Genomic DNA, 20,955 nt, shown 5'->3' on the forward strand with positions numbered 1-20,955 from the left:
TGCCACCGTGCCGACCAGGTCGTAGCCGGGGACGAACGGGAAGGGCGGCTGGTCGTAGTAGCGGCCGCGGCGCATCTGCTGCTCGGCGAAGGAGACCCCGGTCGCCTCCATCCGGACGACGACCTGACCCGGGCCGGCCACCGGCACGGCTGCCCGGCGCACCTGGAGCCCCTCCGGTTCGACCTTGCCCGGCAGCACGACCTCGATCATCTCCGCGGCGTTCATGGCGACCTCCATCGACCTCGGCCAGCACCGTTAGTGACTGGCGCTTCCGTTAGAAGTTATAACTGACTGCGTGAGCGATGGTCAAGAACTTCCGTAATAGGCTCTAACCCACAGCGTGCGTCGACCGGCACGCCCGGCCGCCGGGCGGCCCGTTATCCAAGAGGGAAGGACAGCAGATGGCAGTCGCCGGCAAGGAGACCCCCCGCGAGCGCTACCGCGCCCAGGTCAGGGCCGAGGTCAAGGAGCGCGCCTGGGAGCAGATCGCCGCCGCCGGGGCGCCGGGGCTCTCCCTGAACGCCATCGCCAAGCAGATGGGCATGAGCGGCCCCGCGCTCTACCGGTACTTCGCCAGCCGGGACGACCTGATCACCGAACTGATCCGGGACGCCTACCGCAGCCTCGCCGACACCATCCGCACCGCCGCCGCGTCAGGCACCGATCTGGCCGGACTCGGGCACACGCTGCGCACCTGGGCACTGGACGACCCCCAGCGCTACTTCCTCATCTACGGCACACCGGTCCCCGGCTACCAGGCACCCGAGGACATCACGGCGATCGCCTCCGAGATCATGGAAGCCCTCCTCAACGCCGCCCAGCCCACCGGCGGTTCCGCGCCCGGCCCGGACGACGGCCACCCCGACGCCCGTCTGGAGACCCACCTCGCCCAGCACCGGCAATGGGCCGCCGGCCACCCCGCGCAGCCCGCCGCCCTACGCCGCGCCCTGCACTTCTGGACCCGCCTGCACGGCATCCTCTCCCTGGAACTGGCAGGCCACTTCACCGGCATGGACCTCGACCCTGCCGAGCTCTACGACAACGAACTGCACCATCTCAGCCAGTGACGCCCCTCCCGGACGCCAGGGCCGCTGCGGTCGCGGGGACAACTCGCCCGCCCCGTCGTCGGCCGTGGAGGCACGGGCGGGCCGGGAACGGGACGCGAGGGCGGGACCGAAGCCGTGGACCGACGGTGAAAACCCTGTGGAAGCGATGTCGGTGGGGCCGATTATGCTGCGCCAGACGATCACGCGGAAACCTGGGGAGGGCGCGGCATGCTCGGCAAGCTGTTGGGCGGGGGCAGGCAGAGACCGGCGGCGGATCCGTACGCCCTTCCCGCCCCGCGCAGGCGGAAGCGCGGGATGTACACGCTGCGCGCGCTCGGAGACACGCGGGTGCTGGCCCTGGTGGAGGCGGCGGAGGCGGGCGACTGGGAGGGGGTCAAGGCGGCGTCGGCTCCCTTCGACCTCGGCCGCGACCACCAGGTCCTGGGCGAGCTGGCCGAGCTGGACGGTGTCCAGGAGTGGATCGGCCGGGCCGTCGAGGAGGACAAGGAGCACCGGGCGACGGCCCTGCTGATATCCGGGGCGCGCCACATCGTCTGGGGCTGGGAGGCGCGTACCTCCGCCCGTGCCGTCGACGTCACGCAGGAGCAGTGGCGGGTCTTCCACGAGCGGCTGGACATCGCCGAGGAACAACTGCTGGAGGCCGCTGAGTTGCGGCCGGAATGGCTCACGCCCTGGCGCCGCCTGCTCACCTCCGGGCGCGGCATGTCGCTCGGCCCGGCCGTCAACGAGACCCGGCTCGACGCCGCCCTGCGCCGCGACCCGCTGGACCTGGAGACCCACATCGAGTGGGTGTCGCATCTGCAGCCGCGTTGGGGCGGCGAGCCCGGCGAGGCCCTGGCGTTCGCCCGTAAGGCGTTCGCCGGGGCGCCCGAGGGTCATCGCCTCGGCTGTGTGATCGCCATGGCGCACATCGAGGACTGGGTCGAGTCGGACAGCAAGAACTGCCTCATCAAGCCCGCGATCCAGGACGAGTTGCTGGAGGCGGCCGAGCACAGCATCCTCCACCCCTCCTACGTGCGTCAGCCGGGCTGGCAGGAGGACTTCAACATCTTCGCGATGGCCTTGTCCCTGGCCTCCGAGCGCCTCGCGCTGCCGCGCGTCTTCCGGGAACTCCGGGGCGCCTACACCGAGTGGCCCTGGAAGTACATGGCGAAGCCGGAACAGATGTACGCCCGCGCCCGGCGCAACGCCTGAACCGGCCACGCCTCCCGTCACTCCTCGATCATCTCCCACCCCGGACTGCCCGATGACTCTGCCCGACACCCCCCTCAGCCCGGCCGGCTCCGACCGCACCTTCCAGGTGGATCTGCGCGGCCTCGTCGATCTCCTCTCCCACCACCTCTACTCCAGCCCCCGCGTCTACCTTCGCGAACTGCTGCAGAACGCGGTGGACGCGCTGACCGCGCGGCACAGCCTCGAACCGGCCGCCCCCGCCGACGCCTTCGGTATCCGCCTGTACGCCGACGGTTCGGTGGTGCGCGTCGAGGACGACGGGGTCGGTCTCACCGAGGCCGACGTGCACACCTTCCTGGCCACGATCGGCCGCAGCAGCAAGCGCGCGGAGCGGATCGCCGAGCAACGCGCGGACTTCATCGGCCAGTTCGGCATCGGCCTGCTCTCCTGCTTCCTGGTCGCGGACGAGATCCACGTCCTCAGCCGTTCCGCCCGCACGCCCGACGCACCCGCTGTGGAATGGCGGGGACGCGGCGACGGCAGCTACACCGTCCGCACCCTGCCCGCCTCCGCCCGCCCCCGGCCCGGCACCACCGTGACCCTGACCCCGCGCGCGGACGCGGCCGAGTGGACCCGCCCGGCCCAGGTGCACGCGCTGGCCCGGCACTTCGGCTCCCTGCTGCGCCACCCGGTGACCTTCGACGACGGGACGGGCGGCCCGGGCGCATCCGTCAACCCCGAGCCCGCACCCTGGGCGCGTACGTACCCCACGCCGGGAGCACGCTCCCGCGCGCTGGCCGCGTACGGAGCGGACGTCTTCGGGTTCACGCCGCTGGACACCATCGAGCTGGACCTGCCGGCCGTGGGCCTGAAGGGCATCGCGTGCGTGCTGCCCGAGGCCGTGCCGGCCGGACGCCGCCACGGCCACCGCGTGCACGTCAAGGGCATGCTGCTGTCCGAGCAGGCCGAGGAGATCCTGCCCGAGTGGGCGTTCTTCGTCCGCTGCGTCGTCGACGCCGAGAGCCTGCGCCCGACGGCGTCCCGCGAGTCCCTGTACGAGGACGACACCCTCGCCGCGGTCCGCGACGCCCTCGCCGAGCGGCTGCGGGCCTGGATCGCCCGGGCCGCCGCCAGCGACCCGGACCTGCTGCACCGCTTCCTCCAGGCCCACCACCTGGCCGTGAAGTCGCTCGCCGTGCACGATGACGAGATCCTGCGGATGCTGCTGCCCTGGCTGCCGTTCGAGACCACCGACGGGCACACCACCCTCGACGAGTTCGCGCGCACCCACCGCACCGTGCTCGTGACCTCCAGCGTGGAGGAGTTCCGGCAGGTGGCGGCGATCGCCTCGGCCGCCGGGCTCGGCGTCGTCAACGGCGGCTACACCTACGACCGTGAACTGGTCCACCGGCTGCCGGAGATCAGAGCGGAGGTCAGTGTCGCCGACCTCGACCCGGCCACGCTCACCGCTCACCTCGACCCCGTCGACCGGGAGACGGAGCTGGCCGCCTCGGCCTACCTCGCCCAGGCCCGCGACGCCCTCGCCGTCTTCGACTGCGACGTCGCCCTGCGCACCTTCCAGCCCGCGTCCGCCCCCGCCCTCCTCCTCGACAGCCGCGAGGCCCGGCACGAGCGCACCCGTTCCCAGCTCGCCCGCGAGCAGCAGGGCGGGGTGTGGGGCGACATCCTCGGTCACCTGAGGCAGGAGGCCCCGCGGGCCCAGCTGATCCTCAACCAGCTCAATCCACTGGTCCGCACCGCCGTCACCATCGACGAACCCGAACTGGCCCGCACCAGCGCCGAAGCCCTCTACGGGCAGGCCGCGATGCTGTCCCGGCGCCCGCTCAGGCCCGCCGAGTCGAGCCTGATCAACCGCTCCTTCCTCGACCTCCTCGCCCACGCCCTCCGCAAGGACAGCTGACGATGCCGACCGCACCCCAGACCACCGACGAGCTGTACCGGGCGCTCCAGGAGAACGACCGGCGCCCCTACGGCCGTACCCGCACCGTCACGGCCGAGGAACTGGTCGACGTCGCCGAGCAGTTCGCGGAGCCCGTCCCGCTCGTCCACGCGCTCCTGGAACTGCAGGAGGCGTACACCTACGGATCCGAACCCCGCAAGTCACCCGTCGTCTTCGCCCGTCTGCTCACCCTCTTCGACGAGCAGCCCGACGTGTTCGACGAGCGGCTGCGCCACATGCTGTTCTGGCGGTTCAAGTGGGTGGCCAACGCCCTGGTCGCCCTGCCCGAGATACCGCTGGCCAGTCTGCGCCAGTGGCTGACGGAGATGCGTGACCGGTACGAGAAGGCCGGTCTCGGGCTCCAGCCCTACTACGGGCAGGCGTACCGGCTCGCCGCACACGTCGGCGAGGACACCGAGCCGGCCTTCGAGCTGTGGGCGGGACGGAGCCGCACCCGGCTCAGCGACTGCGAGGCCTGTGAGATCTGCGAGCGGGGCCTGTACCACCTCGCGGCGGGCGACGACGAGCGGGCGCTGCGCACCTGGGAGCCCGTCCTGGCCGGGAAGGAATCCTGCCAGGAGGAGCCCGCCCGCTCCGTCTCGTACGCGCTGCTTCCGCTGCTGCGTACGGGGCGCAGCGACCGGGCCCGCGAGCTGCACCTCGCCGGCTACCGCGCCTGCCGCCGCAACCCCTCGATGTCCGGGGAGGTCGGCCGGCACCTGGAGTTCTGCGCACTGACCGGCAACGAGGCACGCGGCCTGGAGCTCCTGGCCGAGAACCGGAGCCTGTTCGACGAGGTCGACTCGCCGCTGGACCTGCTCGGTTTCCTCACCGGCGTGGAGGTCCTCCTCCAGCGCGTGGAGTTCCTCGGCCACGGTGACCTGCCCGCCGCGGGATACGCGGGCCGCACCTGGACGGTGGCCGGACTGCGTGCCGAGGTGCGGGACCGTGCCGACGACCTCGCCGCCCGCTTCGACGCCCGCAACGGAACCACGGCCCACACCGACCGGCGCAGGGCCCGCCTCGACCGCGCTCCCCTGCTGGACGCGCTGGAACTGACGCTGCGCGCCCGCGGCCTCGACGACGTGGCCCCGGCCGCCCCGGCCCCCGCGCCCACCGTCCGCACGGCCGCGGCCGTTCCCGAGTCGCTGCCCGAACTCATCGTTCGCGCACGCGAGTTGGACGAGCAGGCGCATCCGGAGGCGGCGGCCTGCTGGGCACGGCTGCGCGCGCTCGTCGCCGTCCCCGGCTACGCCCACCCCGACGACCCGGCCGTGGGACCGCTCGTACGGCTGCGCGCGGACCTGCTGGCCGACGAGGCGAGCCGGGCGGCCGAGAAGGACGAGTTCGACGCGTCCGTCGCCCTGTACGAGGAGGCCGCGAGCCTGTACGACGAGGCCGGAGCGCCGCAGCAGGCGGCGCTCACCCGCGCACGCGCCGTGCTGACCGCGGCCGAGAGGCCCGCGGAGGGCGCCGACGGAGCCGAGGCGAAGGCCGCCCTGCTGACCGACGCCCACGCGGCCCTGGTCCGTCTGCACGAGCAGACGCCCGGTCTCGCCCCGTACCAGGAGGCCCGTCTGCTGCGGCTGCGGGTGACCGCGCTCGGCCTGCGGCTGCAGACGTCGGGGAGCGAGGAGCACGTCGCGCCGGTCTTCGCCGAGGCGGACGTGCTGCTCGATTTCGCCACCCGGCACGACATCGCCGGACAGGTCTCCGGAGCCCTCATGCTGCGGGCCAGTACGTACGCCCTCTCCGGTGATCTGCCCGCGGCGGTCGAGCAGATCGACGCCCTCCTCGGCCGGCTGAAGGAGCACGGGCCCGCCTGGCACGTGCCCCGCACGCTCGGACTGCGCGGCCGGGTCCAGCTCGGCCTGCGCGACGCGCAGGCCGCGCACGCCGACCTGACCGAGAGCCTGCGACTGGCCGCCGACTGGCCGTCCGACGCGATCGACACCGCCCGCCTGCACGGAGACCTGGCGCAGGCGTCCATGCACCTGGGCCGCCCGGACGAGGCACTGCGGCACCTGACGCGCTCCGCCGAGCTGGAACTGCGCCACGGCAGCCGCACGGAGGCGTTCTGCACCTACAGCAACGCGGCCCGGCTCAGCCTCGATCTGGGCCGCGTCGAGGACTGCATCGCCCTGCTCGACTCCCTCCTGGCCGAACCGGACGTCGTCGCCGGAGAGCTGGACGACCGGCTCGTCGCCCAGCTGCGCCTGACCCGCGCCCGCGCGCTGCACGCGGGGGAGGACCTCAAGGCCGCCACGGCGGAGTTCGCCGCCCTCGCGGCCGAGTCGGCCGGCTGGGACGACGACCCCGGGAGCCACGCCATGATCGCCGCGGAGACCGCCGTACTCCTCGCCGAGTCCGGAGAGTTCGGCCGCGCCCGCGAGGCCGCGGACCAGGCCCTCGCCGCCCACGCCGAGGCCCCGCGCTACGAGCAGCTCAGCAACTGCCTGCGCGAACTCGCCCGCCTCCAGGCCCAGCAGCAGGGTCGCGAGGGCCTGCGCGACGCCCTCGCCTTCCTCGCCGACGCGGGCCGAGTCGCCGACGAGGCCCGCGCCGCGGGGTACGAGGCCCGCGGTCGCTCCCTGGACCCTGCTCTGGCCTACGAGCACGGACGGGTCAACGCCTACGGCCAGGAGTTCGAGACCGCCCTGACCGCCCTTGACGAGGCCCTCACCCTGCTCGGCGAACCGGGGCCCGACGAGGAGCACGCCGCCGAATGGGCCGAGTGCGTCCGACTCGCGGGTGTCGTCGAGGGCCTCTACCTGGAACGCCCCGCCCCCGCCCTGAACCGTCTCGACGCGGCGCTCTCCCGTCTCACCGCCCTGGGCCACACCGACGAGACCGAGCCGCTGACCTCCCTGGCGGCCCGGCTGCGCGACGAGGGGTGAGGCGGCGGTCGCGGTGCCGCGTCGCCACCCACCGCACCGGCGCCGCGGCCCCCGGCCGGCACACCCCGCACGCCGGCGCGCCCACCGGCACCGTCCGGACCGGCGGAGCGTCGACCCGGTCACCCGACGGCCTGACGGGAAAGGAGTTGATGAGTGATCACCGGGTTGGTAGTTTCCAGTCGACCGTGACACCGCCCGAGGAGGTGAGACCCGTGAACGCTGTATCGACGTGGGTGCTCCCTCTCCCCCTCACGGCCGGCGATTGACGTAGATGTCGCCGGGAGCGCTCGACCACGAGGCACTCCCGAAAGGCAACATCCTGTGCACTCTCTGCGATTCACCGCCGAGTCGTCGTCGGACGGCATGGTCGAACGCGACTTCACCGTGGGCGGCGTCCCCGGCGTTCTCTGGTCCCCCGCTTCCGGCACAGCCGATCGCGCACCCCTGGTCCTCATGGCCCACGGCGGAGGCAACCACAAGAAGCATCCGGCGATGTCCGGCCGCGCCCGGCTCCTCGTGACCGGCTGCGGCTTCCACGTCGCCGTCATCGACGCGCCCGGTCACGGCGACCGGCCGCGGACGGCGCACGACGAGGCGGAGATCGCCGAGCTGTTCCGGGCCCGGGCGGCGGGCGATCCGGAAGGCCCGATCGTCGTGCGCTACAACGACCACCTGGCCGGACTCGCCGTGCCCGAGTATCACGCGGCCCTGGACGCCCTCCAGGGCCTGCCGGAGATCGGCACCGACGGACCGGTCGGCTTCTGGGGCCTCAACATGGGTACCGCGATCGGCATACCGTTCGTGGCGGCCGAGCCCAGGATCACCGCAGCGGTCTTCGGTCAGCACTGGCCCGATGTGCTGGCCGAGAAGGCGAAGCTGATCACCATCCCGGTCGAGTTCGACCTGCAGTGGGACGACGAGCACATCTCGCGCCGGGAGGGCCTGGCGCTGTTCGACGCCTTCGCCTCGAGGGAGAAGTCCTTGCACGTGAACTCGGGCACGCACAAGGAACTGCCCAGGTTCGAGGCCGACAGCGCGGTCCGGTTCTTCGCCCGGCACCTCGGCCGGCCGATCGCCTCGTCGTCGCCCTCGTAGGACGTGCGCGGTAGCGGCGCCCCGGCTTTCCGGCCGGGGCGCCGCTACGACGGGCAACGGTCGACCGCCGTCCTCTCGCGCTTCTCACGACCGTCTTGATCCCCCGTCTGCTCGGCCGGGCGTGGTTCGCCCGTGACGTGTACGCCGTACGCTCACAGCGTCATCCACTCGCCCGGCTCCCACCGCCGCTGGTCCGCGCTGCTGAAGGCGCCTGTCCGGTCGCCGTGGACGGGGCGGCCGAGGCCGTTGACGAAAAGCAGGTGCGTTCCGCCTCTCCCCCGTGTCAGGCTCCGCCGGTGAACCGTGAACAGATCTCCCGGCTTGCCCATGCGGATCATCCGATTGCGGCCCCGCTCGACGACGACTCGGTACGCCGGCTGCTGGAACGCGGCATCCCACGCGGCGGCGAGCGCATACTCGACCTCGGCTGCGGCGGCGGAGAGTGGCTCGTGCGTGCCCTGAGCACGTATCCGCAGGTGCGGGCCGAGGGCGTCGATGTCTCCGAGAGCTCGCTGGCGCACGCCCGTGACACCGCGCGCGCCCTCGGCGTTCACGAGCGCCTCCTGCTCCACCACGAGGACGCCGCGGACTTCACCGCCTCCCACGCGTTCGACCTGGTGCTCAGCGTCGGCGCCACGCACGCCTTCGGCGGCCTGCTTCCCACGCTCGCGGCGGCACGCAAACACCTGGCTCCCGGGGGACGCGTCCTGATCGGTGACGGATTCTGGGCACGAGAGCCCTCCCCCGAAGCCGTCGAGATGCTCGGGAACCTCGCCGACCTGCCGACCACCATGGATCGCGTCATCGCCGACGGGTGGACCCCCGTCCACGGGCACATCAGCACACGCCGAGAACTCGACGACTACGAATGGGCCTGGACGGGGGCGCTGGCCTCGTGGGCCCTGGACCACCCCGACGATCCGGACAGTTCCCAGGCACTCGCGGCGGCCACCACCCACCGTGACGAATGGCTGCGCGTCTACCGGGACGCCTTCGGTTTCCTCTGCCTCATCCTGCGCCCGACATCCGGCTGAAGCGACTCGTCCGCGTCCCTGCGGTGTCCAGCGCGAAGCTTCTGGGGACCCCAGCCCCTTCACCGCGTTCCCCCCTGACTGTGAGGGTCAACGCGCCCCGCGGCAAGTGGCGTTGTACGCGGCGAGCTGCTCGGTGAACGCACGGGCGCCGCCCTGAGCGGGGTGGCGGACGGGGGTGGCGTCGATGCCGGCGCGGGCCAGGGCGCCTTGCGCCTTGCGGCCCACCGCGACGAACCTCGTGATGCCGAACGCCTCCGCCAGTGCGAGCACGACCGGTGTGCCGGCGGCCACCTCGGTCACCCGGGGCGCCCGGTTGGTCGCCGGGTGGCCCGGTTCGTGCGGGTGGTGGGGGTAGATCGCCCACATCAGCGGCAGCGGTCCGTGCCACGCGGCCAACGCCCGCCAGACGATCCCGGAGGACTGCTCCCAGTCCGCGGCAGGATGCTCGGGCACCACGAATCCGTCTCCCTGCGGAGCGCCGGTGACGATCCCCGGCCGTGCCGTCAGCTGCCGCACGCTGGTGAAGGGCACGCCCGACACGGTGTGCCCGCGGTAGCCGGGTGCCTCGCCCACCATCATCACCCGCGGGCCGCCCTCCGCCATCGAGGCGGCCATCAGCTCGTGGTAGCGCCGAAGGTTGCGTTCGCGGAGCCGGCCGTCCGGATCGGGCCCGTACAGGAACTCGGCGTCGTCCGGCACCGGTATCGCCCGCAGCAGCTCCCAGAACCCGCGGGTGTCGACGGTCGCCACCTGCACCACCACGTCCTCCTCTGACCGGCCCGCGACCGCGCCCGTGTGCCGCTGCGTGCCCTGTCCGGCGCGGTCGTCACAGTATCGGTGACGTGCGCGACCGTGTCCTGTGCGGCGTCGGGCGAGGCGGAAGGAGCGCGGGGTCAGGTCTGCGCCCGGAAGCCGTCGCGTGACCGCGGGCGTTGACGCGACCTTCATGCGGGCGGCCGCCCGCTAGGCGGCGGCGGACGGCCGGCCGTCCGCCGCCTCCCCCGACCTGCTCGAATACGCGCTGTTCAGCACCGCGTGCACATGAGCCGACCGCCGCGGCGCTCACGTGCACACTCAGAGCGTCTTGGTCTGCCCGCCGTCCACGAGGATCTCGGTGCCGGTGATGTTGGCCGCCAGCGGTGAGGCCAGGAAGAGGACGAGGTCGGCGACTTCGTGCGGTTCGGTGATCCGGCCCGTGCTGATGCCCATGCTCTGCGGCACCACCACGTCGAGCGCCTCCTGGGCCGTGGTGCCGGCGGCTGCCGCCGTGGCATCGGCGAAGCCGCCCGGCGCCGTCCAGAAGGGCGTGCGGACCGGTCCGGGCGAGATCGCGTTGACGCGGACGCCGCGCGGTGCGAACTCCTCGGACAGGGCCTTGTTGAGGCTGGTCAACGCGGCCTTGGCCGCCGAGTAGTCCACGACCATCGGGAAGGGGAGCCGTGCGTTGATCGAGCTGATGTTGACGATCGCCGCGCCGTCGGCCGCCATGAGGTGGGGCAGCGCGGCCCGGCTGGTGCGCACGGCGCTGAAGAAGGTCAGATCGAAGATCCGTCGCCATTCCGCGTCGTCGACCTCGAGGAATCCGTTGCGCGGCTCGGCGGCGCCGAGGTTGTTGACGAGGATGTCGATCCGGTCGTGCTGTTCCACGGCACGCCGGACCAGGGTCTCGGCTCCCTCGGCGGTGGAGAGGTCGACCTGGACGACGGTGACGCCGTAGGTGTCGCGCAGGGCGTCGAGTTCCGGCGTGGAGTTGCGGCTCCCGGCGACGACGCGGACGCCCTCGCGGCTCATCGCCTCGACGACGGCCAGACCGATGCCCTTGCTCGCTCCGGTGACGACGGCGACTTTGTCCTTCAGGTGCAGTTCCATGACGTCATCCTTTTCTGGATTGATTGTTAAAGTATCAGCGCAGGAGGCGGCGCGGCGAGTGCGCTGGGCGCCGCGGTGATGCGATGTGGTGCGGGGTGTGGGCGCGGGGTGGGCGCGAGGGGAGGTCGGCTCAGTCCAGGACGCGCATCGCCGTCTCGAGGGCGTCCTCCGTGAAGGACCGGCCCAGGCGGGCCTGGCCGACCACGCGGAGTCCCTGGACGAAGGTGGTCAGGAAGCGGGCCAGTTCCGCGGGATTCTTGTCGGCCGGAAGTTCGCCCCGTGCCCGCGCCCGCTCCAGCGCGCCCGCCAGGGCCGACTCGACGTGCCGCATGGCGGCGGCGACGCGTTCCACCGTGGCGGGGTCGTCGCCGCGCTCGGTGGCGGCATTGACCACGAGGCAGCCCCGGGAGGGGTCGGCCAGGTCCGCTTCGATCATGCCGGTCAGGACCTGGCGCACCGCGGGCCGTATCTCGGTCGCGTTCTCCAGGCTTTCCACGAGAGCCCCGGCCTGGAGCGCGCAGTAGCGTTCCAGGGCCCTGATGTAGAGCTGCTCCTTCGATCCGAACGCCGCGTAGAGGCTGCCGCTGCCTATCGCCAGTTCCTTGAGGAGGTCCTGCAAGGACGTGTCGGCGTAGCCGCGGCGCCAGAACAGGTCCATCGCGCGGTCGATGGCCTGCTCGGCGTCGAACTCCCTGGTGCGTCCCATGGCCACACGGTACACCTTCTGGATTGGTCGATCCAGTATGCCGGTGCGCAGGTCCGGCACCGGCACCACGTCCTCTTACCGTTGGTCTCACTGATTCACGCGATGCCACGACCCCGCTCGCGCTGACAGCATGGGTGCCGCAGAGAGCATGGGGAAAGACGGGGGTGTCCATGTCGCCGGAACCATCAACCACCCTGCACACCACGGACTCGGTGCCGGCCCACCGCCGACGGGCGTACTGGCGGGAGGCGCTGTCCCGGACCTTCGGAGCCGTTGACATCAGCGTTCCCGAAGAGGTGTATTCCGGCACGGTCCGGGCGTCCCCGCTGGGCCGCATCCGGGGCGTCACGGTGGAGGGCGACCCCATGCAGACCCTCCGCACCCGACGCCTCATCGCCGGGAGCGCCGAGGACAACCACGTCGTCGTGATGCTGCTCAGCAGGGGCGACGCCCGGGTCGAGCAGGACGAGCGCGACGTGCACGTGGGGGCGGGGGCGCTCTTCGTCTACGACAGGGCGCGTCCGCTGCGGCTGACCTTCCCCCGACCGTTCCAGACCAAGTCCCTCGTCCTGCCACGGCACGTCCTGGAACTGGGCGAGTCCGACCTGCAACGGATCACGGCCGCGCCGCTCGGAGGCGAGTCGGCGCTCGGCGCGTTGCTGACGCCGTTGCTGTCCCGGCTCGTGGAGACGGCCGCGACGTATCCGCAGCGGACGGGCGAGTCGATCGCCCGCAACGTCGTGGACATGGTGCAGACCCTGGCCGAGGACCGACTCGGCAGATCCTCCGCGGACACCCCGGCTGCCGCCCGGATGTCGCTGCTGCGCATCCGGGCCTACATCGAGCAGCACCTGTCGGACCGGGAGCTGACGCCGGACGCCATCGCCCGGGCCCACCACATCTCCGTCCGCTATCTGCACAAACTGTTCGAGCTGGAGAACGTCACCGTCAGCCGGTGGATACAGAAGCGCAGACTGGAACGCTGCCGCAGCGACCTGGCCCGCCGGTCGGCGGAGCTCACGATCGCCGCGGTGGCCCACCGCTGGGGGTTCACGAGCGCCTCGCACTTCAGCCGGGTGTTCCGCGCCGCCTACGGCGTCTCCCCCGTCGAGTGGCGGAACTCCGCCGTGCTCACGGCCACCGCTTCCGCCGTGCCCCGGGGCTCGGATGCGAGGTGGTGAAGGGCGCCTCACGCGGGCTTCCGCCGCAGGTGCCCGCCCGGCGGCGGGCACCCTCGGACAGCCCCGGTCATCCGTTGCGGGAGTACCACGCCAGGCACCGTCGCCACGTGGCGAGCCCCGACGCCAGGACCAGTGCTGCGACCGGCGCGGACAGGTGGACCAGAAGCGGGGTGAACGGAACGGTGTCCGTGTGGCCGGTGAGCCAGGCGGCGGGGTAGTAGCCGGCGAACGCGATGGGGACGCCGAAGGTGAACGCCGCCTGGAGGACCGTCGGGAACACGGCCAGCGGGTAGTTGCCGAAGTTGCCGGCTGTGTTGTCCAGCCAGAAGAACAGGGACTCGCTGCCCCGGAACCGCAGGACCAGCGCCGCGATGTGCAGGTTGAGGCCGAGTTCGAGCACGGTCGCGCCGGCCACCGCGAGGGCCAGGAAGGCCACCGCGGCCACGGACCACGTCATGTCCAGCAGGGACAGGCACACCCCGAACGAGGCGGCGGCGACGACCAGGTCCCCCACCGCGTTGATCGGCGCCTCGTAGGTGAAGACCTGGAGCAGCACCGGTGCGGGCCGGGTGCGGAACGCCTCGAAGCGGCCTTCGCGCACCAGGTGCGGGACGAGCCCGAGGTTGCCGAAGAAGAGCATGTACAGGCCGTGGCCCATCATGCGGATGCTGCTGATCAGCAGGATCTCCCCGAGGTCCCAGCCCGCCAGGGCGGGGAAGCGGCTGAAGATGACCGCCGCGAAGAGCAGCACCGTGATCTGGTAGGTGACGCCGTTGGCGACGGCCATCGCGAAGTCGGCGCGGTTGGCCAGCTGGCTGCGCAGACCGGCCCGCATGATGATCGCGGCCAGCCGCAGTCGGCCGACGGAGGCCGGCGGGGCGGGGGCGGGAACGGCAGGAGTCATGGGTCACCCACCCAGAACGAGGAGACGGCGGGCCGCGCGCCGCCACATCAGGCGGCCCAGCACGGCCAGCAGCACGCACCACAGAGCCTGTTCGGCGAGGTACGGCGCGCTGTCCGCGACGGGGATGCGCCCGGTGTACAGCGAGACGGGGACGTTGATCGTCGCGGCGAAGGGCAGGTGGCCGGCGGTGGAGCGGAACCAGTCGGGGAAGAGCCAGAGGGGGATCAGGCCGCCGGAGAGCAGCAACTGGGCGAAGGCGGCCAGTCGGTTGACACCGAAGCTGGTGATCGTCCAGAAGCTGGTCAGATCGACGAGCAGACCGATCTGGTGGAAGACGACCTGCCCGAGGGCGTACGACACGACGGTCACCGCTGCGGCCGGCCAGGACGGCGGCAGGGCGACCAGGGAGCAGAGCACCCCCACGGTGAGGCCGCCGAGCAGCCAGAGCGTGGCGTACAGGCTCTCGCCGAGTCCGCGCCATGCGCAGTACCGGCGGGCCGCGAGGGGCCGGACGAACCAGAACACCACCGAGCCGTCGCGGATCTTGCTCTGTGCGGTCTCCTGCGAGGCGCCCTCCAGGACGACCCGTCCGGTTCCCATCAGGGTGGCCAGCACCGAGTAGGTGATCGCCTGGGACATGTCGAGTCCGACGACGGTGTCCCCGCTCTCCCGGTACAGCGCCCGCCACAGCAGGACGTACAGGAAGACCTGCGTGACGATGACGAAGCCGGTCGCCACGATGCGCGGGCGGTAGGCCCATTCGGAGCGGGGCACCAGGGTGATCAGCCGATGGGCCCGGGGAGCCCGGTCCGGTGGGACGGCGGGGCGTGCGAGCAGGCTCATCCGCCGCCTCCCCGGGCCGCGGCCGGCGACTGCTCGGCCGTGCGGCTGTACAGGGTGCGCAGGATGTCCTCCGCCCGTGTGCCCTCGTACACCACCGAGCGGACGGCGTGCGCCGCTAGCAGTTCGGCGGTGACCTGCGCCCGGTCCGCGCCCGGCCGTGGCCGGACACGGACGGTCGGGCCCTCGCCGGAGACGACGTCGGCGGTGAGGAGGTGCAGTGCGGGCGGCGGGGTCTCGAACTCGACGAGGTAGGTGTGCTCGGCGTCCGTGACGTCGGCGAGGGCTTCGCGCGGTCCGTCGTGGACGAGGCGGCCGCGGTCGATGACGACGATGCGGCGGCAGAGCGCCTCGACCTCGGACATGTCGTGTGTGGTGAGGACGATGGCGTGGTCCCCGCTGGTGGCGTACCGGGTGAGCAGCTCACGCACCTGGTCCTTGACCAGGACGTCGAGACCGATGGTGGGCTCGTCCAGGAAGAGCACGGGGGGCCGGTGCAGCAGTGCCGCGGCGAGGTCGCAGCGCACCCGCTGTCCCAGGGAGAGGAAGCGCACCGGGGTGTCCCAGAAGGCGGAGAGCGTGAGGACGTCGTCGAGTTGGGTGAGGGTGTCGCGCCACACGGTGTGGGGCAGGCCGTAGATGTCCCGCAGGATGCCGAAGGAGTCGCGGGCGGGCAGGTCCCACCACATCTGCGTGCGCTGGCCGAAGGTGACGCCCATGTTGTGGGCGTTGCGCTCCCGGTCCGCGTACGGGTCGAGCCCGCACACCCGGACGCTGCCCTCCTCGGGCAGCAGCAGGCCCGTCATGATCTTGATCAGGGTGGATTTGCCCGCGCCGTTCTGGCCCAGGAGTCCGACGAACTCACCCCGTTCGATGCGCAGGTCGACCTCGGCGAGGGCGACCGCGCGCCGCGCCTGCCGGCGCCGGAAGGGTCTGCGGATGCTCCAGGCGTCGGCGGTGTCCCAGGCGCGGAAGGTCTTGGTGACGCCGGTCACGGCGATGCCGTGGTCCGTGCTGCTCACCGGGCGGTCCCTGCCGCCGCACCGGCCTGCGCGCCGCGCAGGACGGCGGTCTCCACGAGGGGGGTCAGCAGTTCACCGACGGTGGACAGCCAGTGTGCGGGCACGACGCGGCGCAGGGCGCCCGGCGCGAGCGTGGCGAGGGCGGTACGGGCCGCGGCGCGGGCGGGGTCGGGGGTGCCGCCGAGTTCCCGGGTGACGACGCCGAGTGTGTACGCGGTGGTCCACACCTCGGTGAGCAGGACGTCGCTGACCCGGTCGTGGACGAGCCGGCGGTGCGGGACGGTCTCGAGCGCGGCTCGCAGGGCGTCGAGGACCTGGTCGCGTCCGACGCCGCGGCGCGCCAGCGTCTCCTCGGCCGTCTCGCGGCGCCAGCCGTCCGGGCTCTGCGGGTCGTGGACGTAGGCGACGGCGAGCTGTTCCCACCAGCAGAAGTACGGCACGGTGGTCATCGTCGGCAGCGTGCTGGGGGCGCCGCTGCGGGGCGGTGCGGTGCGGGGAGCCAGGCAGGCGGCGCTGCGCGGGCCCATGACGTCGTTGCCGACGAGGCTGGGCGGATTGGCGTGGTCGACGGGGCCCGCCACCGGCACGACCTTCTCCACCCCGTGCAGATAGTCGAGCAGGGTGACGTCGTCGGTGGCGTCGGGCGTGGCCTTGGCCCGGGCGTACTCCTCGAAGCCGCGGGCCAGGGCGGCGGGCAGCACCAGCGCGACGGACGGCAGGTAGTCGTCGACCACGGGCGCCCAGTCGTGCCCCAGGAGGGCGGCCGCGCGCACGGCGTTCGCGGTCCGCGAGCCCCATTCGCTGAACAGGCTGACGGCGGCGGCGGGCCGTTCGGCGACCAGTGCGGTGACGGTGGCGGCGAAGTCGGGCGGGAGGACGGCGTCGTCCTGGAGGACGAGGTGGTGGGTGGCGCCGGTCTCCACCGCCTGCCAGGCCAGGCGGGCGGTCCGCAGGGCCGACGGCGGCCCCTGCGGCTGCGGATCGGTGACGAGGCCGGCGGCGAGAGCGGGGTGTGACTCGCTCAGCCGTCGCGCGGCGTCCTGCCGCCGGGGATGGGCCATGATCACGGTGGACAGGCGGATCTCGGGGGGGTTCAGCGTCATGGTCGGGGCTCTTTCCTCGGCGGTGCGGTGGTGGGGGCTTCGGGTTCAGCGTTCGGTCTTGCCCAGGACGACCGGTCTGCCGCGCAGGACGCGGCACAGGTGGCGCAGCGGTCCGGCCCAGTGCAGCAGGGGCTGCGCCAGGAACGCCGGCGCCAGGGTGATGCCGGAGGCGCGGTGAGGTGGTTCGGCCCGCGCGTCGGCTCCTTGGTGCGCGTGGAGCCAGCGCCGGCCGCGCCGCACGCACCACGCGGTGTTCAGCGCCGTGTAGGTGAGGGCCGACGCCGTCCAGATGATCAGTTCCGGGTACCGGCCCGTGACGAGGAGCGTGAGGAGGGCGGTGAGCACAAGGGCGGGTCCGAGGAACCACCAGGCGGTGTCGAGGCCCTCCTTGACCAGGACGGCGGCGTTGCGGAGCCGGTGGGCGCGCAGGGCCGGGTCGCCCAGCAGCCGCCGGCATCCGGCGAGGCTGCCGTGTGCCACCACCGCGTACGCCTTGCTCAGGGCGGTCGGGGAGGCGTACCGGTCGACCAGGTTGAACACGGGCAGGACCTCCATCGAGGCGCCCCGGGAGGAGAGTTTGTAGCCGATGAGGAGGTCGTCGACGGGTTCTTCGTACATGCCGATGGCCACCAGGGTGTCGTGACGGACGAACAGGCCCGCGCCGACGCCGTACACCACCGGTTCCAGGACGGTCGCGAGGGCTGCGGGCAGCCGTGCGGCCCGGATTCTGCCCCGGGACAGGATCCGGTGTGCCTCGACGCCGGCCCGGCGGCGCAGATCGGCCAGGGCGTGGGCGCGCAGCAGGGCGTCGGCGGGGCGGTGGCGGGCGGCGTGCGGGCGGCGCAGCTGGAGCGGGAGCTGCTGGACGAGGTCGGGTGCCGGCCGGCCGTCGCGGCGTGCGACGGCGGACAGATGGCGCAGGGTGGTGCGGTCCGGTTGTGAGTCGGCGTCGTAGAGGCCGATGTACGTGAACGAGGCGGTGGCGTCCGCCGGGAGCAGGTCGGGCAGCCGCTCGACCGCGTGCACGAGCTGGCTGCTCTTGCCGCCCTCGCCGGCGTAGTGCAGATGGTGCAGGCCGACGCCGGAGTGTTCCGCGGCGATCTGCGGCAGGATCGCCGCGGCGACCTCGCGGGTGGTCGGCACCGCGTCGATCTCGGCGAGCAGGGTGCCCGCCGGGTCGGCGGCCTGCCGTGCGCGCCGTGTGATGTCCGCGGCCCTGCCGGAGGGCACGATGCCGGCGAGCCGGGCGGCGGCCGTGGCGTCGCCCTCGTGGAGGGCGGTGGCCAGGGTGGCGAGACCGGCGGACGCCGTCCGTTTCTCGCGCTCCTCGCGCTCGGTCGTGATGACCACGACGTGCAGCAGGCCCGGCGGGTGCTCCAGGCTCGCCGCCGCCCGCACGGTCTCGGCCAGGAGGTCCTGTTCGCGCAGGGCGGGCACCAGCAGGACGACGAACGGGACGGGACCGCCCGGGTGCGCCGGTGCGTTCCGCCGCCGGTCGAGGACGCGTGCGGCGAGCGCCGCTCGTACGGTCAGCTGGACTCCCCACAGCAGGACGCCCCACAGGACGACGAGGGCGGCGGCCGTCACGAGGGCTCCGCCGCGGCCTCGGGCGCCGACAGCCGCAGGTGCCCCTCGTGCTCGCCGGCCGCCGCGCGCAGGGCCGCGACCAGGGGGTGGAGGCGTACCGCCCAGTCGACGACCTCGGCCTCGGTCAGCTGCTCGGGGTCGTGGACGGGGATGCCCGTGAGGCGGGAGCTCAGCCGCACCCCCAGATCGAGCGGCACCGTCACGGCGAGTGTGCCGGTGCCGTCGAGGCCGGTGAGTGCCACGTCGAGCGCTCCGTCGGCGAAGGACGCCGCCACCCGGGCCAGGCCCAGCCGCGCGGAGCGTGCCAGCAACGGTGCGTCGTGCGGGCCGAGTTCGGCTGCGGTGAGGGCGGACCGGTGGTGCCGGCCTGCCCGTATCTCGACGACGAGGTCGAAGAACCGGTTCGGGAAGCGGCGGTAGTGCCCCCTGGGCTGGTGCCGGCGGCGGGGCAGGGCGGGGTCCGCGTGGCGGGCCACCCGGGTGATGTGCGGGGCGCTCGCGTCGTCGAGCAGGCGCAGCCTGATCTCGAGCGAGGTGTCCAGGGAGAAGGAGTAGTCGTCGCCCTCCCGGTGGACGCTGCGCGCGTCCTTGCCCACCTTCACCACGATGCCGTCGGCGAAGACCTGGATCTCGTCGTTGTGCCGGCGGTCGCCGTACTTGTACTCGGCGGACCGGAAGGTGCCGTCGGCGTGGAAGTTGACCAGGACGACGGGGACCTCGGGGGTGCGGGGCTCCGGTCCGAAGAGGGCGAAGTGGGCCGCGCCGACGAGGGACAGCTTCTGCTGGTTGCGGTCGAGGACCTCCAGCGCGTACCGGTCGGGGGCGGTCACGCCGAACAGCTCGTTGGCGAAGGGGGCCGCGAGGTCCGGGGCGTAGACGTGGAGCCCTTCGTGGCCTCCCCCGGTCCACGGCCGGGCGGTCAGCTCCTCGCCGAGTCCGGCGCGGTTCTGGAAGGTGTGGAAGGAGTACGCGTGCGGGTGGTCGTCCGGGTCACGGCGCTGCGGCGGGTGGACCACCAGATGGCGCAGGCAGACGCTGCTGGCCCGCAGGTGGCGCAGCTCTTCGGCGACGGCCGGGGCCGACGCGGGGGCCCGGCCGGCCGCCCTGGCGTCGGTTGCCTGTTCCGGAGCACTCCCGTCCGGTGCCGGTTCCGGGGGCCGCCCGTGCGGCGGCCGTACGGCGTCCGGCGCCGGAGCCGCACGCCGTACCCGGGGCGTCGGGGGCGTCTGCCGTGCCGCGGTGAGTGCCGCCGCGAACCGGTCGATGTGCGCCGGTGTGAGGTGGGGCATGGCGTAGAAGTGGTGGAAGAGGCGGTCCTGGACGGAGCCGTCGGGCGCGGTCCAGGGCAGGGTGTTGCCCACCAGGCGGTAGCGGTCGGTCAGTTGGCCGGGCAGCCGGCCCCCGTCCCGGGAGAAGCCCGCGACCAGGACGGTGTTGGCGGGAGCGGGGAGGAGCACCGCGTCGGGGTCGGCGCCGCGTATCGCGTCGGCCAGCCGGTCCCGGAGGTCCAGGCAGTGGCGGAACAGCGCGCGGTAGCCCTCCGCGGCGACACCGAAGACCAGGGACCACAGCGCGGCGGCCATGGCTCCGGAACGGGACCCGGTGATCGTCTCGTCGATGAAACCGGACATCGGCGCGGGCACCGCACCGTGTCCCAGGAGGCCCTTGCGGCACAGGAACACACCGCAGCTGTAGGGCATCAGCCCGGACTTGTGCGGGTCGAGGACCATGGAGTGGACCGCGGGGTTGCGGAAGTCGAAGGGCACGTCCGGGTCGGTGAAGGGCAGGATCAGGCCGCCGTGGGCGGCGTCCACGTGGTGGAAGAGGCGCAGGCGCGTGTCCCGTGCCGCGCGGCGTGCGACGACGGCGCTGATCTTGTCCACGGGGTCGACCAGGCCGGTGTTGTAGTAGCCGGCCGTGGAGACCACGATGACGCCGGTGTGCGCGTCCGGGCCGGTCTCGGCGGCGAGCGCGTCGAGCTCGGCGTCGACGGTCTCCGCGTCCAGCAGCCAGGACGGCCCGGCCTGGCGGAGCCGTACCTCCAGGTCGAGGATCTCGGCGGCCTTGGCGACCGAGTGGTGGGTGAGCGTGGACGCCAGGACGACGACGCGCCGGGCACCGGCCTCGCGCAGTGCGTTGCGGCCGATACGGAGACCGGCGAGGGTGCCCTCGTTCGCGCCGCTCGTCAGATAGCCGTCGACGGCGTCGGCGTGCAGGAGTCCGCCGAGGGCGAGCACGGCCTCCCGCTCCAGCCGGCGGGTGCCGCGGACGCCGTCGCCGAAGCGGGTGTGCACGCCGACGTTGTTGGGGTTGCGTTCCGCGAACCGGTTGAAGGTGTCCAGCGCGAGCCGGTGCGGGGCGGTCATGGCGAAGCCGAGGCGGACCGGGTCGTCGGGGTGCTGCCAGCCGGGGACCTCGGCGAGCCGGGCTTCCAGCAGCGTCTCCAGCGCGTCCCCGGGGAGCGCGCGCTCGGGGAAGGGGTCCGTCTCGGTCGATCCGTCGTGCAGGTCGGGCATG

16 protein-coding genes and 1 pseudogene are annotated in these 20,955 nt (G+C 72.8%); 7 read left to right on the forward strand and 10 right to left on the reverse strand.

Annotated elements, in window-relative coordinates; all coding sequences use genetic code 11:
• Positions 1-225: pseudogene (locus AB0946_RS40950) on the reverse strand (NADPH:quinone reductase); the annotation flags it as partial.
• Between the two features lie 176 nt (positions 226-401).
• On the opposite strand from AB0946_RS40950, the gene AB0946_RS40955 reads away from it, so the two are divergent.
• The 6 genes from AB0946_RS40955 to AB0946_RS40980 all read left to right on the forward strand — a co-directional run bounded on the left by AB0946_RS40955 (position 402) and on the right by AB0946_RS40980 (position 9,226).
• Positions 402-1,067 carry a TetR/AcrR family transcriptional regulator gene (locus AB0946_RS40955; RefSeq protein ID WP_366765828.1) on the forward strand — a complete coding sequence of 222 codons (666 nt, stop codon included), beginning with the start codon at positions 402-404 and terminating at the stop codon, positions 1,065-1,067.
• A 207-nt stretch (positions 1,068-1,274) separates the two neighbouring features.
• Positions 1,275-2,261 (forward strand): hypothetical protein, encoded by a 987-nt coding sequence (locus AB0946_RS40960; RefSeq protein ID WP_366765829.1) that lies wholly within the window; start codon positions 1,275-1,277, stop codon positions 2,259-2,261.
• A gap of 52 nt (positions 2,262-2,313) precedes the next feature.
• Entirely contained in the window at positions 2,314-4,161 is a 1,848-nt protein-coding gene (locus tag AB0946_RS40965; protein ID WP_366765830.1) for an HSP90 family protein, read from the forward strand.
• A 2-nt stretch (positions 4,162-4,163) separates the two neighbouring features.
• On the forward strand, positions 4,164-7,097 hold the full coding sequence (locus AB0946_RS40970; protein ID WP_366765831.1) for a hypothetical protein: 2,934 nt from the start codon (positions 4,164-4,166) through the stop codon (positions 7,095-7,097).
• Between the two features lie 321 nt (positions 7,098-7,418).
• Positions 7,419-8,192: an alpha/beta hydrolase gene (locus tag AB0946_RS40975; RefSeq protein ID WP_366765832.1), complete on the forward strand. Its 774-nt coding sequence runs from the start codon at positions 7,419-7,421 to the stop codon at positions 8,190-8,192.
• Positions 8,193-8,488: 296 nt separating this feature from the next.
• Positions 8,489-9,226, forward strand: coding sequence for a class I SAM-dependent methyltransferase (locus AB0946_RS40980; RefSeq protein WP_366765833.1), 738 nt, complete (start codon positions 8,489-8,491; stop codon positions 9,224-9,226).
• An 87-nt stretch (positions 9,227-9,313) separates the two neighbouring features.
• Here AB0946_RS40980 and AB0946_RS40985 read toward each other — a convergent pair whose 3' ends face one another.
• The 3 genes from AB0946_RS40985 to AB0946_RS40995 all read right to left on the reverse strand — a co-directional run bounded on the left by AB0946_RS40985 (position 9,314) and on the right by AB0946_RS40995 (position 11,801).
• Positions 9,314-9,985 (reverse strand): uracil-DNA glycosylase, encoded by a 672-nt coding sequence (locus AB0946_RS40985; RefSeq protein WP_366765834.1) that lies wholly within the window; start codon positions 9,983-9,985, stop codon positions 9,314-9,316.
• Positions 9,986-10,300: 315 nt separating this feature from the next.
• Entirely contained in the window at positions 10,301-11,095 is a 795-nt protein-coding gene (locus AB0946_RS40990; protein ID WP_366765835.1) for an oxidoreductase, read from the reverse strand.
• A 130-nt stretch (positions 11,096-11,225) separates the two neighbouring features.
• Entirely contained in the window at positions 11,226-11,801 is a 576-nt protein-coding gene (locus tag AB0946_RS40995) for a TetR family transcriptional regulator (protein WP_366765836.1), read from the reverse strand.
• Between the two features lie 170 nt (positions 11,802-11,971).
• Between AB0946_RS40995 and AB0946_RS41000 the strand changes: the two genes are divergently transcribed.
• The gene (locus AB0946_RS41000; RefSeq protein WP_366765850.1) at positions 11,972-12,982 is read left to right on the forward strand and encodes a helix-turn-helix domain-containing protein; all 1,011 of its coding nucleotides are present in this window, start codon (positions 11,972-11,974) and stop codon (positions 12,980-12,982) included.
• 67 nt (positions 12,983-13,049) lie between these two features.
• Here AB0946_RS41000 and AB0946_RS41005 read toward each other — a convergent pair whose 3' ends face one another.
• From AB0946_RS41005 to AB0946_RS41030, 6 genes are read right to left on the reverse strand one after another with little or no spacing between them, the layout of a single operon-like run.
• Positions 13,050-13,886 (reverse strand): ABC-2 family transporter protein, encoded by an 837-nt coding sequence (locus AB0946_RS41005; RefSeq protein WP_366765837.1) that lies wholly within the window; start codon positions 13,884-13,886, stop codon positions 13,050-13,052.
• Between the two features lie 3 nt (positions 13,887-13,889).
• Positions 13,890-14,729 (reverse strand): ABC-2 family transporter protein, encoded by an 840-nt coding sequence (locus AB0946_RS41010; protein ID WP_366765838.1) that lies wholly within the window; start codon positions 14,727-14,729, stop codon positions 13,890-13,892.
• Positions 14,726-15,748: an ATP-binding cassette domain-containing protein gene (locus AB0946_RS41015; protein ID WP_366765839.1), complete on the reverse strand. Its 1,023-nt coding sequence runs from the start codon at positions 15,746-15,748 to the stop codon at positions 14,726-14,728. The genes AB0946_RS41010 and AB0946_RS41015 overlap by 4 nt, the downstream gene beginning before the upstream one ends.
• Positions 15,745-16,851: a hypothetical protein gene (locus AB0946_RS41020; protein WP_366765840.1), complete on the reverse strand. Its 1,107-nt coding sequence runs from the start codon at positions 16,849-16,851 to the stop codon at positions 15,745-15,747. The genes AB0946_RS41015 and AB0946_RS41020 overlap by 4 nt, the downstream gene beginning before the upstream one ends.
• Before the next feature lie 45 nt (positions 16,852-16,896).
• Positions 16,897-18,438: a hypothetical protein gene (locus tag AB0946_RS41025; protein ID WP_366765841.1), complete on the reverse strand. Its 1,542-nt coding sequence runs from the start codon at positions 18,436-18,438 to the stop codon at positions 16,897-16,899.
• Positions 18,435-20,954, reverse strand: coding sequence for a pyridoxal-dependent decarboxylase (locus AB0946_RS41030; protein ID WP_366765842.1), 2,520 nt, complete (start codon positions 20,952-20,954; stop codon positions 18,435-18,437). The genes AB0946_RS41025 and AB0946_RS41030 overlap by 4 nt, the downstream gene beginning before the upstream one ends.
• Position 20,955: the final 1 nt, after the last annotated feature.

The sequence above is a fragment of the Streptomyces sp. NPDC046870 genome, from assembly GCF_040704595.1.
GTDB classification, from domain to species: domain Bacteria; phylum Actinomycetota; class Actinomycetes; order Streptomycetales; family Streptomycetaceae; genus Streptomyces; species Streptomyces argyrophylli.

Excerpts from the sequence above, each read along its gene's own strand:
- AB0946_RS41010 (WP_366765838.1), bottom strand. The coding sequence starts at position 14,729 with ATGAGCCTGCTCGCACGCCCCGCCGTCCCACCGGACCGGGCTCCCCGG.
- AB0946_RS41020 (WP_366765840.1), bottom strand. The coding sequence starts at position 16,851 with ATGACGCTGAACCCCCCCGAGATCCGCCTGTCCACCGTGATCATGGCC.
- AB0946_RS41000 (WP_366765850.1), top strand. The coding sequence starts at position 11,972 with ATGTCGCCGGAACCATCAACCACCCTGCACACCACGGACTCGGTGCCG.
- AB0946_RS40955 (WP_366765828.1), top strand. The coding sequence starts at position 402 with ATGGCAGTCGCCGGCAAGGAGACCCCCCGCGAGCGCTACCGCGCCCAG.
- AB0946_RS41005 (WP_366765837.1), bottom strand. The coding sequence starts at position 13,886 with ATGACTCCTGCCGTTCCCGCCCCCGCCCCGCCGGCCTCCGTCGGCCGA.
- AB0946_RS40965 (WP_366765830.1), top strand. The coding sequence starts at position 2,314 with ATGACTCTGCCCGACACCCCCCTCAGCCCGGCCGGCTCCGACCGCACC.
- AB0946_RS41030 (WP_366765842.1), bottom strand. The coding sequence starts at position 20,954 with ATGCCCGACCTGCACGACGGATCGACCGAGACGGACCCCTTCCCCGAG.
- AB0946_RS40995 (WP_366765836.1), bottom strand. The coding sequence starts at position 11,801 with ATGGGACGCACCAGGGAGTTCGACGCCGAGCAGGCCATCGACCGCGCG.
- AB0946_RS40990 (WP_366765835.1), bottom strand. The coding sequence starts at position 11,095 with ATGGAACTGCACCTGAAGGACAAAGTCGCCGTCGTCACCGGAGCGAGC.
- AB0946_RS40970 (WP_366765831.1), top strand. The coding sequence starts at position 4,164 with ATGCCGACCGCACCCCAGACCACCGACGAGCTGTACCGGGCGCTCCAG.
- AB0946_RS40960 (WP_366765829.1), top strand. The coding sequence starts at position 1,275 with ATGCTCGGCAAGCTGTTGGGCGGGGGCAGGCAGAGACCGGCGGCGGAT.